19 protein-coding genes and 1 pseudogene are annotated in these 13,629 nt (G+C 73.8%); 14 read left to right on the top strand and 6 right to left on the bottom strand.

All coding sequences use genetic code 11. The features are described from left to right. Positions 1–331: 331 nt before the first annotated feature. The 11 genes from MCBG_RS16660 (at position 332) to MCBG_RS16615 (ending at position 8,573) form a co-directional block, all read left to right on the top strand. Positions 332–865, top strand: coding sequence for a MaoC family dehydratase (locus MCBG_RS16660; protein ID WP_338013367.1), 534 nt, complete (start codon positions 332–334; stop codon positions 863–865). A gap of 95 nt (positions 866–960) precedes the next feature. After that, positions 961–1,452: a hypothetical protein gene (locus MCBG_RS16655; RefSeq protein ID WP_043330668.1), complete on the top strand. Its 492-nt coding sequence runs from the start codon at positions 961–963 to the stop codon at positions 1,450–1,452. Positions 1,453–1,486: 34 nt separating this feature from the next. Then, positions 1,487–2,110 (top strand): TrmH family RNA methyltransferase, encoded by a 624-nt coding sequence (locus MCBG_RS16650; RefSeq protein ID WP_043326883.1) that lies wholly within the window; start codon positions 1,487–1,489, stop codon positions 2,108–2,110. Between the two features lie 99 nt (positions 2,111–2,209). Continuing rightward, entirely contained in the window at positions 2,210–2,896 is a 687-nt protein-coding gene (locus tag MCBG_RS16645; protein ID WP_307189064.1) for a TFIIB-type zinc ribbon-containing protein, read from the top strand. 117 nt (positions 2,897–3,013) lie between these two features. Next, the gene (locus MCBG_RS34135; RefSeq protein WP_013283898.1) at positions 3,014–3,172 is read left to right on the top strand and encodes a hypothetical protein; all 159 of its coding nucleotides are present in this window, start codon (positions 3,014–3,016) and stop codon (positions 3,170–3,172) included. 6 nt (positions 3,173–3,178) lie between these two features. Next, entirely contained in the window at positions 3,179–4,033 is an 855-nt protein-coding gene (locus tag MCBG_RS16640) for a PH domain-containing protein (protein ID WP_043326880.1), read from the top strand. 93 nt (positions 4,034–4,126) lie between these two features. Continuing rightward, complete coding sequence (locus tag MCBG_RS16635) at positions 4,127–4,819, top strand: SigE family RNA polymerase sigma factor (protein WP_043326878.1); 693 nt, start codon at positions 4,127–4,129, stop codon at positions 4,817–4,819. Positions 4,820–4,875: 56 nt separating this feature from the next. Further along, positions 4,876–6,093, top strand: a complete 1,218-nt coding sequence (locus MCBG_RS16630) for a TolB-like translocation protein (RefSeq protein WP_223201248.1) — start codon at positions 4,876–4,878, stop codon at positions 6,091–6,093. A gap of 10 nt (positions 6,094–6,103) precedes the next feature. After that, the gene (locus MCBG_RS16625) at positions 6,104–6,970 is read left to right on the top strand and encodes a PHP domain-containing protein (RefSeq protein WP_043326874.1); all 867 of its coding nucleotides are present in this window, start codon (positions 6,104–6,106) and stop codon (positions 6,968–6,970) included. A gap of 31 nt (positions 6,971–7,001) precedes the next feature. Next, positions 7,002–7,616 carry a MarC family protein gene (locus MCBG_RS16620; RefSeq protein WP_043326872.1) on the top strand — a complete coding sequence of 205 codons (615 nt, stop codon included), beginning with the start codon at positions 7,002–7,004 and terminating at the stop codon, positions 7,614–7,616. 123 nt (positions 7,617–7,739) lie between these two features. Continuing rightward, a complete protein-coding gene (locus tag MCBG_RS16615; protein WP_223201448.1) occupies positions 7,740–8,573 on the top strand; it encodes a RecB family exonuclease in 834 nt (277 codons plus the stop codon). 13 nt (positions 8,574–8,586) lie between these two features. Here MCBG_RS16615 and MCBG_RS16610 read toward each other — a convergent pair whose 3' ends face one another. Then, positions 8,587–9,438 carry an oxygenase MpaB family protein gene (locus tag MCBG_RS16610; RefSeq protein WP_043326868.1) on the bottom strand — a complete coding sequence of 284 codons (852 nt, stop codon included), beginning with the start codon at positions 9,436–9,438 and terminating at the stop codon, positions 8,587–8,589. Between the two features lie 73 nt (positions 9,439–9,511). Further along, complete coding sequence (locus tag MCBG_RS16605; protein WP_030501115.1) at positions 9,512–9,940, bottom strand: Fur family transcriptional regulator; 429 nt, start codon at positions 9,938–9,940, stop codon at positions 9,512–9,514. A gap of 161 nt (positions 9,941–10,101) precedes the next feature. On the opposite strand from MCBG_RS16605, the gene MCBG_RS16600 reads away from it, so the two are divergent. Beyond that, the gene (locus MCBG_RS16600; protein ID WP_043330667.1) at positions 10,102–10,584 is read left to right on the top strand and encodes a DUF2231 domain-containing protein; all 483 of its coding nucleotides are present in this window, start codon (positions 10,102–10,104) and stop codon (positions 10,582–10,584) included. A 10-nt stretch (positions 10,585–10,594) separates the two neighbouring features. Here the strand turns inward: MCBG_RS16600 and MCBG_RS16595 are convergent, their stop codons facing one another. Further along, positions 10,595–11,065 carry a hypothetical protein gene (locus MCBG_RS16595; RefSeq protein WP_083296906.1) on the bottom strand — a complete coding sequence of 157 codons (471 nt, stop codon included), beginning with the start codon at positions 11,063–11,065 and terminating at the stop codon, positions 10,595–10,597. 464 nt (positions 11,066–11,529) lie between these two features. On the opposite strand from MCBG_RS16595, the gene MCBG_RS33040 reads away from it, so the two are divergent. Beyond that, positions 11,530–11,706: a hypothetical protein gene (locus MCBG_RS33040; protein WP_166455806.1), complete on the top strand. Its 177-nt coding sequence runs from the start codon at positions 11,530–11,532 to the stop codon at positions 11,704–11,706. 13 nt (positions 11,707–11,719) lie between these two features. Here the strand turns inward: MCBG_RS33040 and MCBG_RS16585 are convergent, their stop codons facing one another. Next, positions 11,720–12,127 carry a flagellar biosynthesis protein FlgA gene (locus MCBG_RS16585; protein WP_223201247.1) on the bottom strand — a complete coding sequence of 136 codons (408 nt, stop codon included), beginning with the start codon at positions 12,125–12,127 and terminating at the stop codon, positions 11,720–11,722. Between the two features lie 304 nt (positions 12,128–12,431). Between MCBG_RS16585 and MCBG_RS34130 the strand changes: the two genes are divergently transcribed. Then, positions 12,432–12,761 (top strand): hypothetical protein, encoded by a 330-nt coding sequence (locus MCBG_RS34130; RefSeq protein ID WP_223201476.1) that lies wholly within the window; start codon positions 12,432–12,434, stop codon positions 12,759–12,761. A 14-nt stretch (positions 12,762–12,775) separates the two neighbouring features. On the opposite strand, the pseudogene MCBG_RS34125 reads toward MCBG_RS34130, so the two are convergent. Together MCBG_RS34125 and MCBG_RS16575 are read right to left on the bottom strand one after the other, a co-directional pair. After that, positions 12,776–12,982: pseudogene (locus MCBG_RS34125) on the bottom strand (FmdB family zinc ribbon protein); the annotation flags it as partial. Beyond that, positions 12,979–13,626, bottom strand: a complete 648-nt coding sequence (locus MCBG_RS16575) for a 5-formyltetrahydrofolate cyclo-ligase (protein WP_043326862.1) — start codon at positions 13,624–13,626, stop codon at positions 12,979–12,981. The pseudogene MCBG_RS34125 and the gene MCBG_RS16575, both read right to left, overlap by 4 nt. Positions 13,627–13,629 lie beyond the last annotated feature (3 nt).

Genomic DNA, 13,629 nt, shown 5'->3' with positions numbered 1-13,629 from the left:
TCCAAGGAGATCACGCACAGTTCTGGCTACGAATCAGTAACTTCGGGCTTGACGAGCATCTATCCAGCCTGCGGAGATCGCTTACCGACAGTGCGTCGGTGACTTTCCGTAGTGTTACGAAAAGGTAAATGTGACCTCCGTCTCTGTTGATGTGGTGCGTCGTACGGCAGAATTCTTCGCATCAGAGCGTGGGCGGCGGGTGCCGGGGAGGGCCCCGCCGCTCATTGCGTCCGGACCTCGGTGGCCCCCGGTGTGACATTTCCGCCGCGTGAGCGCCCCGCACCTCGCCTTAACAAGCGATAAGGCATGCTGTGCCGAACTCCATCGCCGCCTGTCGAAGGGGACAAGGATGCAGTTCGGCCGCTACTACGAGGAGTTCGAGGTCGGCGCGGTCTACCGGCACTGGCCGGGCAAGACGGTCACCGAGTACGACGACCACCTCTTCTGCCTGCTCACCATGAACCACCACCCGCTGCACATGGACGCGCACTACGCCGAGTCCGCCTCGCAGTTCAAGCGCAACGTGGTGGTCGGCAACTACATCTACTCGCTGCTGCTCGGCATGTCCGTGCCGGACGTCAGCGGCAAGGCGATCGCCAACCTGGAGATCGAGTCGCTGCGGCACGTCGCGCCGACGTTCCACGGCGACACCATCTACGGCGAGACGACGGTCCTGGACAAGCGGGAGTCGGCCTCCAAGCCCGACCGGGGCGTGGTCGCCGTCGAGACCCGCGGCTACAACCAGGACGGCACGCTGGTCTGCGTGTTCCGCCGCAAGGTCATGGTCCCCAAGAAGGAGTACGCGGCCGCCGCCGTCCCGGACGGCGTCGACCCGGAGCGTCCCAGCTTCCCCGAGCCGCGCTGACCCGCGTCCGTCCGGCTCACCGGGCCTCGTTCTCCGTTCGGCGGGGACGGGGCCCGGATCTCGTCCGGAGGCATATGCTCGGGCTGGAGGTGCCCATGAGCCACTCCGAAGCCGTAGAGCCGCCTTCCGCCGGTCGCCGCGCCGCGCCGCTCACCACCGCCGCGTACTCCGCGACGGAGTGGGACCTGCTCACCGACCTGCCCGGCCGCGTGCTGGTCGCCGCCGCGGCGCCCGGGCCCGGGCGTCCGCCGCGCGGTGTCGCCGCCGGCCTCGCCGGTCTGGACGCGGTGGCCGCCGGACGCGCCTTCGACAGTGATCTCGTCCGCGCCGTGGTGGCCGCCATCTACGCCCGCCACGACGGCGCAACCGAGCGGGACGAGCGCCTGACCGACCTGGTCGACCTGCTGGCCGCCGCCCGGGCCGCGGTACGGGTGCTGCGCCGCCGCGCCGATCCGGCCGACTCGGCGGCGTACCGGCAGTGGGTGGAGTCGGTCGCCGCCCGCGTGTGCCGCGCCGGGCAGACCACGCCGAGTCCCGCCGACCGGCGTTTCCTCGACCGGCTGGGCGGCGCGCTCGACCTGCGCTGACGCGCGGCGCCGCCGGGCCGTACCCTCGGCAACCGTGACCGACGACCAGCTCGACGTGGGTGTGGGACCGTGGCCCGGTGACCCGCCGGACGACCCGCGCTACGACCCGGAGCTGCTCGTCGCCGGTGACCGGCGCAACGTGGTGGACCGGTACCGCTACTGGCGGCGCGAGGCGGTCGTGGCCGATCTGGACCGGCGGCGGCACGAGTTCCACGTGGCGATCGAGAACTGGCAGCACGACTTCAACATCGGGACCGTGGTCCGCAACGCCAACGCCTTCCTCGCCGCCGAGGTGCACATCGTCGGGCGGCGGCGGTGGAACCGCCGGGGCGCCATGGTGACCGACCGCTACCAGCACGTCCGGCACCATCCGACGATCGAGGAGTTCGTCGCCTGGGCGCGGGACGAGAGCCTGCCGGTGGTCGGGATCGACAACCTGCCCGGCTCACGGCCGATGGAGACCGCCGTGCTGCCGCGCCGCTGCGTGCTCCTCTTCGGTCAGGAGGGACCCGGCCTGTCCCCGGTGGCGCGGTCGGCCTGCGACGCGCTCTTCTCGATCGCCCAGTACGGCTCGACCCGGTCCATCAACGCGGGCGTGGCCAGCGGCATCGCCATGCACGCCTGGATCCGGTCGTACGCCGGGCCGCCGCCGGACTGACGCCGCGGTTCCACCACCGGACGGAAATCCCACGCCGGTCGGCCCGCCCCGCTTGACGCCCCGCCGTGCGGGGGCGACGGTGAGGGTGTGACTGTCGCGGTGAGTTGTCCGAGATGCGCCGGGCCGGTACGCGAGCCGGACCTGATGCACGCCGAGCACCGGTGCCTGCGCTGCGGCCCGGTCGCGCCGCTGCACGTGCCCGAGCGCATCAACGACGAGATCATGGCCAGCGTGGTCGAGCGGATGGCGGCCGACCCCGACCCGACCGGCCGGCTCCGGATGCCGCTGTGGTGCCCGTGGCCGCTCCCACCGGGTTGGACGCTCACCGGCGTGGCCTGGGCGGGCGACGAACGCGCTGGAGTCCGGGCCACGCTGGTCGCCTGCGCCGGACCGGCCCCGCTGGACGGTGGACCGGCCGACCTGATCTTCGTCGCCGAGGAACCCGGCATCGGTCTCGGTTCCCGCTTCGCGGGACTGCCCGGCCCCGATCCCGGTCCCCAGGTGGAGGAGGCGTTGACCGATCCCGGCCCTGGTCATCCCGAGCGGCTGCCGCACGCGAAGATCCGCGTGGGCGGCCATCCGACTCCACTGTGGCTCGTACGCTCCGAAACGGATCGAAGCGCGTACGCCGGCGAGGCTCGGGGAATGTGGCTCCATGCGATAGCCTGGCCGGCGAGTGCGGGTCACCTCCTCGCGGAAGAAGTCGTGCTGCACGACCTCACCGAGTGGACACCGCCCGAACTCGTGTACGGCGCACCGTCTCCGTACCTGCACGGACGGGCCTGACCGCCCGCACCGGTGAGTCGGAGAGCGGACGCAGATATTCACGGTAAGACACCATGCTGATACTCTGGGTGCCGCTGCGGTAAACGGACCCGGCGCCGCGCGAGAGGATGGCCCGCTATGGTCAAGAAGGTCCTCACCTGGGCCGGCATCGCATTCTTGATCTTCTTCGTTGCGTACCGGCCCAACTCCGCCGCCGACGTCTTCAAGTCTCTCGGCGGCGGCATCATGGACATCGCGCAGGGCTTCGGCGACTTCTTCACCAACCTCGTCGCCTAGCCGCCCATGGGAAGCCCCTCCGGTCCACCCTTCGACCCGGACGACCCCGACCGGGCACGCCGGGAGCGCGACACCGAGCCGATCCCCCGGATCGACCCGGACGAGCCGCCCAGCGCCTACGGCCCCGGCCCGTACGCGGACGCGGACGACGCCGGCTACGGCAGCGCGTACACCGGTGAGGGGCGGTCCGGCCGGGCCTGGGCACGGGATCCGGACGGCTTCCCGGACCAGCCGATCTCCGAGGAGGAGCTGGCCGGGCTGCGGTCCGACGCCACCGGCATGGCACCCCGCCGGGTGCTGCCGTTGGAGGACGAGCCCAGCTCGCTCGTGGCGCGTTACCTCTTCCCCACCGAGCGCTACCGGGGCGAGTGGAAGCGGCACTGGATCCACCTCACCACCCCGATCATCGTCGGCGTGGCGGCCACGTTCGTGCTCGGCTACCTCTCCGGCTTCCTCGCCGGGCGGGACGTCGGCGCGCTGACCACCGTCGCCGTGCTGCTCTGGTTCGGCGTGATGGGCTGGGTCGCCTGGAAGGTCGCCGACTGGTGGTACGACCGGTTCATCCTCACCAACAAGCGGGTGATGGTGGTCAACGGGATCATCACCCGCCAGGTCGCGATGATGCCGCTCACCCGGGTCACCGACATGAAGTACGAGCAGAGCCCGACCGGCCGCGCGCTCAACTACGGCACGTTCGTGCTGGAGTCCGCCGGCCAGGAACAGGCACTCCGGGTGATCAAGAACTTGCCCAACCCGAACGAGCTCTACCTGCGCGTGGTCGAGGAGATGTACGAGCCGCAGGCGGTCGAGGCACGGCTGGGCAAGGAGGCCGACGAGGCGAAGGCCGACGACGGAGCTTGAAAGTTTTCGTCCGAACATCGGATGAACTGCACACCTTCCGCCATCGACCTGACCGACCGGGCCGTGGCATCCTGCCAGGCAGGACGGGGGGAGATGAGCGTGGTGAGCAGAGATCCGCTGGAGGAGGAGTTCCGCGAATTCGTCGCGGCCCGGTCCGGCGCGCTGCTGCGCACCGCCTACCTGCTCGCCGGTGACTGGGCCACCGCCGAGGACCTGCTCCAGACCGCGCTCACGAAGACCTACCTGGCCTGGAAGCGGCTCGGCGGGATCGAGGCCATCGAGCCGTACGCCCGCCGGGTCCTGGTCAACACGTCCACCAGCTGGTGGCGGCGCCGCTGGCACGGCGAGCGCCCCACCGAGGTGCTGCCGGAGCACGCCGGCGTCGACGAGATCGAGCAGCAACTCGACCGGGACGCGCTCTGGCGGCACCTGCAGGCGCTGCCCGCCCGGCAGCGGGCCGTACTGGTGCTGCGCTTCTACGAGGACATGTCCGAGGCGCAGACCGCCGCGCTGCTGGAGATCTCCCCGGGCACCGTCAAGAGCCAGACCTCCCGGGCGCTCAACACGCTGCGTCGCCGCCTGGGCTCCGAGGCGGCCCTGAGCCTGCCCGAGCCCGCGTCTCCGCCGCCCGCCCCGGCCGGCCGGCCGGGGCCGCCCGCGCGCGGAAACGAGCAGTCCGTGCCCCGGACCCCGGCGCCGCGACCCGCAGCCCGGGTGCCGCAGCCGGTACCGCCACCGGCGGCCCCGGTCCGCCCCGCCGTTCCGATCCCGGCGGAGAGCCGATGACCGGCATCCGGCACGACTGTGACAACCGGACCGGTGGCCCGGAGCGTCCATTGGCCGTGAGCGACGACGAGCTGGAACGGGCGCTGCGGGAGACGCTGTCCCGCCGCGTCGCCACGTCCCGGCCGCTACCAGTCGACCCGGCCGGAGAGGTGCTGCGCCGGGCGCGCCGCACCGGCCGGCGGCGTACGCTCACCGGCCTGGCCCTGGCCGGCGTCGCCACCGTGTTCGTCACCACCGGCGTGGCCCAGTTCAGCGCCTCCGGCGGCGACGGCGGCACCCCCACAGTCGTGCTCGGCGACCCGCCCGGGCTCACCCCGTCCCCGCTGGCCTCTGGGCCCCCGATCACCCGCTTCGGGCCGGTCCGCGCCGAACTCGACCTGCTCGTCGGCGACCGGCTGGACACCAGCGGCGGCGAACGGCGGCAGCTGACCGGGGTCAGCGGCGTCGAACGGGCGCAGCGCGTCCACGACCGCGAGGGCTGGCTGATGACCTCGGCCGCCACCGCCGCCGGTCGTACCCTCTGGTGGGTGCCGGCCAACGGCACCGCGCCGCAGGTCATGCTCGCCGCCGCGGAGGCGGTCGCGATCTCCCCGGACGGGCGGCAGGTCGCCTGGCGGGACGGCCCCGAGGTGATCGCCGCCGGGGTGGTCGCCGGGCAGCTCATCGCGCCGGTCCGGACCCCCGCGCCCGACGGCGCCGTGCCGGTCGGGTTCGCCGGCGACGCCGTGCTGATCCAGCAGCCCGGCGAGGGCGGGGTGAGCGTCTGGGAACGCGCGCTCGGTGGGCAGCCGGCGCCCGCGAACCCGGACGTGCGCGCCGTCTACGGCACCCGGCCCGACGGCCGCCTGGTCGGCCTGATCACCGCCGACCGGCCCGGGCAGCACTGCCTGGCCCTGCTCGACCCGGCCCGCGACCTCGCGCCGGTGCGTACCGGATGCGGGGTGAAGCTGGCCGCCGACGGACTCGGCGGGGTGTCCGCCGACGGCCGGTGGCTGCTCGCGAACGGCAACGCCCGCTCCGCCCTGCTGGTCGACCTGGCCGACCCGGGCGCCTCCCCGGCCGCGCACCCGGCCGGCCCGGTGCTGGCCGGCGACGTGGCCTGGACCCACGCGGGCGTGGCGCTGCACGTGGACGCGACCGGCGGGCTGGTCCGGGTCAAGCCGGAGCGGGTGCTGGCCGGGGACCGGCCCACGGCGTCGCCTGTCGAAGGGCTGGCGCCGGGGGACCGGCCGGTGGTGGTGGCCGACGTCCCCGCCGCTCCGGAAGGCGCGTAGCGTCGGGCGGGTGAGCGATCCGGCCCGCATCGACCTGCACACCCACTCCACCGCCAGCGACGGCACGCTGACCCCGCCCGAGCTGGTCCGGGCCGCCGCCGGCGCCGGGCTCGACGTGGTGGCGCTCACCGACCACGACACCACCGCCGGCTGGGCGCCGGCTGTCGCCGCGCTGCCGCCCGGCCTCACCCTGATCCGCGGCGCGGAGATCTCCTGCCGCTGGTTCGGCGTCGAGCCGGCGATCCCGCTGCACCTGCTCGCGTACCTCTTCGACCCGGCCGAGCCGGAACTGGCCGCGGAGCTGGCCCGGGTCCGGCAGGCCCGCGAGGAACGCGGCGAGCGCATCGTGCGGCTGCTCCAGGCCGACGGCATCCAGGTGAGCTGGACGGAGATCCTGGCCGGCGCGGACGGCGGCACCGTGGGCCGCCCGCACATCGCGCAGGCGCTGATCCGGGCCGGACTGGTCGCCACCACGAGCGAGGCGTTCGGGCCGGACTGGCTCGGCGAGCGGTACCGGCTGCCCAAGGACGACATCGAGGTGTTCCGCGCGGTGGCGCTGGTGCGGGCGGCCGGCGGCGTGCCCGTCTTCGCCCACCCGAGAGCCAGCCGGCGCGGCCGGATCGTGCCCGACGAGCTGATCGCGGACCTGGCCGCGGCCGGCCTGGCCGGCCTGGAGGCCGACCACGAGGACCACGACGCGGCCGAGCGGGAGCACGTCCGCCGACTCGCCGCCGAGCTCGGGCTGCTGGTCACCGGCTCGTCCGACTTCCACGGCACGCACAAGACCGTCCGGCTCGGCGCGCACACCACCGGACCCGAGGCGTACGAGCGGATCGTCGCGCTGGCCCGCGGGGTGACCCCTGTCGCTTCGAGCTGAAGCGCTCCGGCGGCACGGCTACCGTGTCCGCGTGGATCTCAAGCTCTTCGGCGAGGTCTTCGTGACCCTGCTGGTGATCGTCGACCCGCCCGGAATGATGCCCATCTTCCTCGCGCTCACCGGGCCGTTGACGGCGCGCGACCGGAACCGGGCCGCCTGGCAGGCCGTGGCGCTGGCGCTCGGGGTCATCGTGATCTTCGCGGTGGCGGGGCAGACGATCCTGGCGTACCTGCACGTCGACCTGCCCGCGCTCCAGGCCGCGGGCGGCCTGCTGCTGATCCTGGTCGCGCTGGAACTGCTGACCGGCAAGTCGGACGACCCGAGCCAGCAGGTCACCTCCAACATCGCGCTGGTGCCGCTCGGCACCCCGCTGCTGGCCGGGCCGGGCGCCATCGTGGCCACCATGCTCTTCGTCCAGCAGGCCGGCGGCGCCGTCGACTACCTGGCCATCGGGCTGGCCATCGTCGCCGTGATGGTCACCGTCTGGGTGGTGCTGCGCTTCTCCGGCGGGATCGTCAAGGTGCTGCGCCCCGGCGGCATCGAGGTGCTGACCCGCATCGCCGGCCTGCTGCTGGCCGCCATCGCCGTGCAGCTCATCGCCGACGCGATCGCCGCATTCGTGACCCAGTACCTCAACAACGCCTGAGCGCTTCGTCCGCTGTCGTACCGGGGTGGCAGGATCTCAGGGGTGCGACGACAGTCAGCAGCCAGTGGCTCCCGGGCTCCCCGACCGCGCGCCGAGCAGTCCGAGCAGCTCGGCTTCGAGGGCATGCCGGAGCGCCTGTTCGTCTGCACACCGAGCAAACTCGGCGCGTACGCGGACTGTCCCCGCCGCTACCGCTACGCCTACGTGGACCGGCCCGCGCCGCCCAAGGGCCCGCCGTGGGCGCACAACTCGCTCGGCGCCAGCGTCCACACCGCGCTGAAGAACTGGTACGCGCTGGCCCCCGACCGCCGCCGCCCCGAGGTGCTCGGCACGCTGCTCAAGGGCACCTGGGTCCGCGAGGGCTACCGCGACGACGAGCAGGAACGCGACGCCTTCCGGCGGGCGCTGACCTGGCTGGAGAGCTACGTGGCGGGCCTCGACCCGGCCGACGAGCCGGTCGGCGTGGAACGGGTCGTCGCGGTGAAGACCGCGGTGCTCGCGTTCAACGGCCGCACCGACCGGATCGACTCGCGTCCCGGCCCGGACGGGCGGCCCGAGCTGGTCATCGTCGACTACAAGACCGGTCGCACCGGCCTCGACACCGACGACGCGCGCGGCTCGCAGGCGCTCGCGCTCTACGCGTACGCGGCCGAGCGGGTGTTCCGCAAGCCGTGCCGCCGGGTCGAGCTGCACCACCTGCCCACCGGCACCGTCGCCGCGCACGAGCACACGCCGGAGTCCCTGCACCGGCAGCTCACCCGCGCCGAGGACACCGCCCGCGACATCATGGCCGCCGAACGCGCGGTGGCCGACGGCACCGACCCCGACGCGGCGTTCCCCACCGAGCCGGGGCCGCGGTGCGGCTGGTGCGACTACCGGCGTACCTGCCCGACCGGCGCGCAGACCCCCGGCAAGGAGCCCTGGTCCGCCGTCGAGCGATTCGCCGACCAGGACTGAGCGCGCGTCGCCGTCAGGCCGCGGTCAGGCGGGCGGCGCGTTCCTTGGCGGCCTGCTGCAACGGGCCCTCCCGGTAGCGCCGGGGCACCGCGGCCAGCGCCAGCCGCAGCGCCCGCGCGCTCAGGTCCGCCGACAGCGCGGTGGTGGGCAGGCCCAGCCCGCCGTAGAGCCGCAACGCCCACGGCGGCAGCATCCCCAGCGCGGTGGCGGCGATCCCCAGGTACGCCCAGCGCGGCGGCCCCAGGTTCAGACCGACCCGCGCCGGCAGGCTGACCTTCCACGGGATCGGCGGCGCGGTCAGGAACAGCGCCGTCTCGGCCGCCTCCCGGGTCATCCGCAACTGCGGGCGTACGTCCCGGTAGTAGTCGGCCACCTCGGCGGCGGTGCCCGGCACGTCGTCCGGGTCCAGCCCCACCAGGGCCGCCGACCGGCGCTGCTCGGTGTAGTAGCCGTCCACCTCGTCGTCGGTGAGCGCCAGACCGGCACGCCGGGCGGTGCTCACGAACGACTCGACCTCGGTGACGTGCACCCAGCGCAGCAGCTCCGGCTCGTCGACGCGGAACTCCTCGCCGGTGAACGGGTCGGTTGCGCGCATCCGGGCGTGCCGCGCACGCACCCGCCGCCCGGCCGCCTGCGCCTCGGCCGTGGTGCCGTAGATCGTCGTCCCCACGTACGTCGCCGTGCGGACCAGCCGGCCCCAGGCGTCCGAGCGGTAGTTGCTGTTCTGCGCGACGCCCGCCATCGCACGCGGATGCAGCGCCTGGAGGTAGAGCGAGCGCAGGCCGGCGACGATCAGGATCGGTTCCTCGTGCACCTTCCACGTGACCGAACCCGGACCGAACAGGCCGAGGTCGTCAGTGTCCACCGATCAAGAGTGCCACGGTCTTCGCCGGTAACCCCCGGGTCGGTGTCCTCGGTGCGGCGCCCTCGGTGCTCGCTCAGTCGTCGGCGGAGCGGCGCGACTGGCAGGCCGGGCAGAGACCCCAGAAGGTCACCTCGGCCTCGTCCAGCTCGAAGCCGTGCGCCACGTTCGGGTCGAGGCAGGGCGCGCTGCCCACCGCGCAGTCGACGTCGGCGATCTCGCCGCAGCCCCGGCACACCACGTGGTGGTGGTTGTCGCCGACCCGAGCCTCGTACCGCGCGGGGCTGCCGGCCGGCTCGATCCGGCGGGACAGCCCGGCTCGGGACAGCGCGCCGAGCACGTCGTAGACGGCCTGGGTGGACACGGAGTCGATCCGCTGACGGACCCGGCGGGTGATCTCGTCGACCTCCAGGTGCCCACCGGCGGAGAGCACGTCCAGCACGGCGAGACGCGGTCGCGTGACCCGTAGGCCCCTCGACCGGAGCAGTTCCTCACCCGTGGACATGAATCCATGACAGCACGCAGGTGACAGGCCGACAAGCGAGCGTGCTCGCGGGTGGCCGGGGCCACAGGTGAACCGGCGGGGCCGCGCCTGCGTGTGTCGTAGGTACACAGCCTCGCGACGTACGCTGTGCGCGCCTAACCACCCACTCGCCGGAGGTGTCGGTGTTCAGGGAATTCAACGGTCTGCCGCTGCACGTGCTCGTCATTCACGCGGTGGTGGTGCTCGTGCCGCTGCTGGCGCTGTTCGCCATCGCGTACGGATTGCTGCCGCGCTGGCGGCACCGGCTGGACTGGGCGGTCGCCGCGCTGGCCGTGATCACCCCGGCGGTCGCCTGGGTCGCGACCGAGTCCGGCGAGGAGCTGGAGGGGATCCTGCGCGCGAAGGGCTACCCGCCGGACCGGCTCCAGCAGATCAGTGAGCACGCCGAGTACGGCGACACCCTGTTCTGGTTCTCGCTCGGTCTCGGCGCCGCGGCGCTGCTGCTGGTGCTGTCGGCGAGCAGGTTCGCCCGCGCCCGGAACCTGCCCCGCTGGCTGCCGATCGTGCTCACCGTCGCGGTGGCGGTGCTGGCGGGCTTCGCGCTCGTGTACGTCTACCTGACCGGTGACAGCGGCGCCAAGATGGTGTGGGACGGCATCGTCTGAGCGTTGCCGCTCAGAACAGCAGCCGCGAGCAGAGCAGGCAGGTGAGCAGCACCAGCACCACGGCGACGACTGCCCCGACGCCGTAGGTGAGCCGCTGCGCGCGCTGCTCCGCCTGATCCATCGCGGCCATGTCCTGCGGCGGAAGCCGGCGGGGCGGCGCCGGCTGGACGTGCACCGGTGGCCGCCAGCCGGGCGGCGGAGGCGTGCTCGGCGGCGGTCCGGCGTAGCCACCGGCAGCCGGGTCACCGGCGGACCGGCCCGGCCAGGGCCCGCCGGCCACCGTCCAGCCGCCGGCCGACTCCGGCTTGGCCCACGGGCTCTCGGTGGCCGCCTCGCGCGACCACGGGCTGTTCGGCCCGGACGCCCCGGAGGTGTCGGCGGCGGTGACTCCCGTTCCAGCGGCGCCGACCCCGGTCGGCTGGCTCCCGGCTTCGCCGGGTCCGGGCGCGTCCCACCCGGCGTGGTCGGCGGGGTGGCTCACGGGTCCGTGGTCGGCCGGGCGGCCCACGGGTCCGGAATCGGCGGGGTCGCCCACAGGCCCTGGGTCGCCCACAGGCCCTGGGTCGGCCTGGCCGGAGCCCGACCCGCCCGGGCGGGACGCCCCGGCGTCGTTCTCCTCGCCCGTGGCCTGTTGCTCCGGGCGTCGCCAGGTCTCGTCGTCGGGGCTGCCACCGCTCGGCGTCGTCACGCCGTCCGACGCTACCAACGCCCCGGCCGGTCGGCCGCCCGACACCGACACCTCGGCGCGTACCTCTTGGCGGCGGGGCTCCGACCCGCTGCCGGGCCCGACGGGATCGAGTGGCCGTTCAGGGTCGCGCCCGGTCTTTGTCTGGCTGTTCGGGATCACGGTGCAGTCCGCGCCGGGCTGTTCCCGATCGCAGCCCTGGCGGCGCCGGACGTCGCGGGGTCGAGGTGGCCGCCGTTCCGGCGGTATCGTTGCTGCTCGTGACCGACCCCGGCATCCGGGCACCGCGCGGCGACGACGACCGCGTGGTCGACCTCAGCGAAGACTTCGTGGTGCTGCCCGAACAGACCACCGACGACACCGACCGCGGCTGGGGCGAGCGCCCCGGCGGCAACGACGACTGGCTGCTCGCCGAGCGCCCGCCGCACTGGGACTGACCGCGGCTCCGCGTCACCCGCGTACGACCACGGCGAAGCGGCTGCCCTCCGGCAACCCGACCGCCCGGCGCGCCTGCTCGGGCGGCAGCGCCAGGTAGAGCGCGGAGGACCCGTCGACCGCCCCGGCGGCGCCGACCACGTCGAGCACCAGCGCACGCGGCGCCAGCAGCGTAGGGTCAGCCGACCCGCCGGCGGGCACCACCATCAGATCGACCCGGGCACCTGGACGCAGCACCGCGAGGGCGGCCGGCTCGGCCAGCCGGATCGGCACACCGACCGCACCGGCCGGCAACGCGCGTGGCCCGTCGGGCGGCGGACCGGCCGGCGTCGTCGAGGCGGCCGGGGGAGCCCCGGGTTGGCAGGACGGAGGTGTCTGGAGCACCGCCGCGGCCAGTCCCAGCAGCACCGCGACGAGTGCCACCCGCAGTAGCGTCCGGCGTCGCGGCAATCCGCGCCAGCGGACCGGACGCAACGTCGCCTCGCCACCCGCCACCGCTGCCTCCCGCTGTCAGCCGACCATCCGACCCGCAGGCTAGGGCCGAGCCATCGTCGCCCGCGGCCCCACCGCTTGCCCCTGTGGATAACCCGCCGTCCTGTGCACAACCGCTGCCCGGGCGGGGTTCGGCGCCACCACTTCGGGGAGGTGGTCACATCCGGAGTGGCCGGGGCCGCCAGTTCGGGGAAGTGGCGCTCTCCGGGCGAGCTGATGCAGCAACCTCGCCGAGGTGGTGAGCAGCGCGCGAGTGGTCGGGAGCGGGCGCTCCATCGTGCGGGGCGGCCATACGCAACGTGGCCGCCCCCGAAGGGACGGCCACGAGCGCGAAAGCGTTGGTCAGGAGGAACTGGACGCCGCCGGCGCCTTGCTCGCCGTCGACCCGGAACCCGAACCAGAGCCGGAACCCGAACCAGGGCCGGAACCGGACGACCCCGATGAGGAGGACGAGGTCGAACCAGACGACGTCGAACCGGACGACGAGGACGACTCGGACTTGGCCGGCTTGTTCGCGGCGCTGCTCCCGTTGTCGGACCCGGACGTACGGGAGTCCGTGCGGTAGAAGCCGGAGCCCTTGAACACGATGCCCACCGAGTTGAAGAGCTTTCGCAGCCGCCCCTCACACGCCGGGCACTCGGTCAGCGGGTCGTCCGAGAAGGACTGCACCGCCTCGAGCTGGTGGCCGCACGCGGTGCAGGCGTACTGGTACGTGGGCACGTTCTCCTCCGGATCTTGGCACGGCCTGTTGGCACTCGTGGTATTCGAGTGCCAATGGTGCGTCATGACCCCCGGGTTCGTCCAGCGGAAGCGCCCGGGCCCACACCCGGGACGGCCACCAACCCGTCCGCCGGAGTGATCACACAGTGCACCGGGCGGTCGTGCGGCTGGGCGGGGACCGCCTCGACCAGCTCGCCGTCGTGCAGGAGAGCCACCGTCGGCACGGTGGCGGGCACCCGGGCGAGCGCCCGGTCGTACGAGCCGCCGCCGCGGCCCAGCCGGATGCCCCGGCGGTCCACTGCTACCGCCGGCACCACTACGAGTCCCGCCGCGGCCACTGCGGCGCGGCCCCGGGTCGGCGCGGTCGGCTCGCGCATGCCCCGGCCGGCGGCGCGCAGCGACTCCCGCCCGGTGTAGGGGGCCCAGTCCAGGTCCAAGTCGTCGCAGAGCACCGGCAGCAGCAGCTCGGCGTCGGGCGGCAGCGCGGCCCGCAGCACCTCGGGCAGGTCGTCCCCGCCGGGCTCGGAGGCGACCGGCACGTACGCGCTCATCCTGGCCGGTCGCAGCCGGCGTACCAGGGTCACCAGCTCGGCCTGGACGGCGGCCGCCGCGACCGCGCGCTCGGGCGCGGACAGCGACCGGCGGGCGGCGAGCAGCGCGACGCGCATCTTCTGCTTCGCATCGTGCGCTTCATCCGAAAATTCCGGCACGCA

The sequence above is a fragment of the Micromonospora sp. M42 genome (assembly GCF_000568915.1).
Classification (GTDB): domain Bacteria; phylum Actinomycetota; class Actinomycetes; order Mycobacteriales; family Micromonosporaceae; genus Micromonospora; species Micromonospora chalcea.
Note: the sequence above shows the minus strand (reverse complement) of the source record. Positions and strands in the feature narration are given on the sequence as shown.

Excerpts from the sequence above, each read along its gene's own strand:
- MCBG_RS16655 (WP_043330668.1), top strand. The coding sequence starts at position 961 with ATGAGCCACTCCGAAGCCGTAGAGCCGCCTTCCGCCGGTCGCCGCGCC.
- MCBG_RS34135 (WP_013283898.1), top strand. The coding sequence starts at position 3,014 with ATGGTCAAGAAGGTCCTCACCTGGGCCGGCATCGCATTCTTGATCTTC.
- MCBG_RS16640 (WP_043326880.1), top strand. The coding sequence starts at position 3,179 with ATGGGAAGCCCCTCCGGTCCACCCTTCGACCCGGACGACCCCGACCGG.
- MCBG_RS16635 (WP_043326878.1), top strand. The coding sequence starts at position 4,127 with ATGAGCGTGGTGAGCAGAGATCCGCTGGAGGAGGAGTTCCGCGAATTC.
- MCBG_RS16615 (WP_223201448.1), top strand. The coding sequence starts at position 7,740 with ATGCCGGAGCGCCTGTTCGTCTGCACACCGAGCAAACTCGGCGCGTAC.
- MCBG_RS16605 (WP_030501115.1), bottom strand. The coding sequence starts at position 9,940 with ATGTCCACGGGTGAGGAACTGCTCCGGTCGAGGGGCCTACGGGTCACG.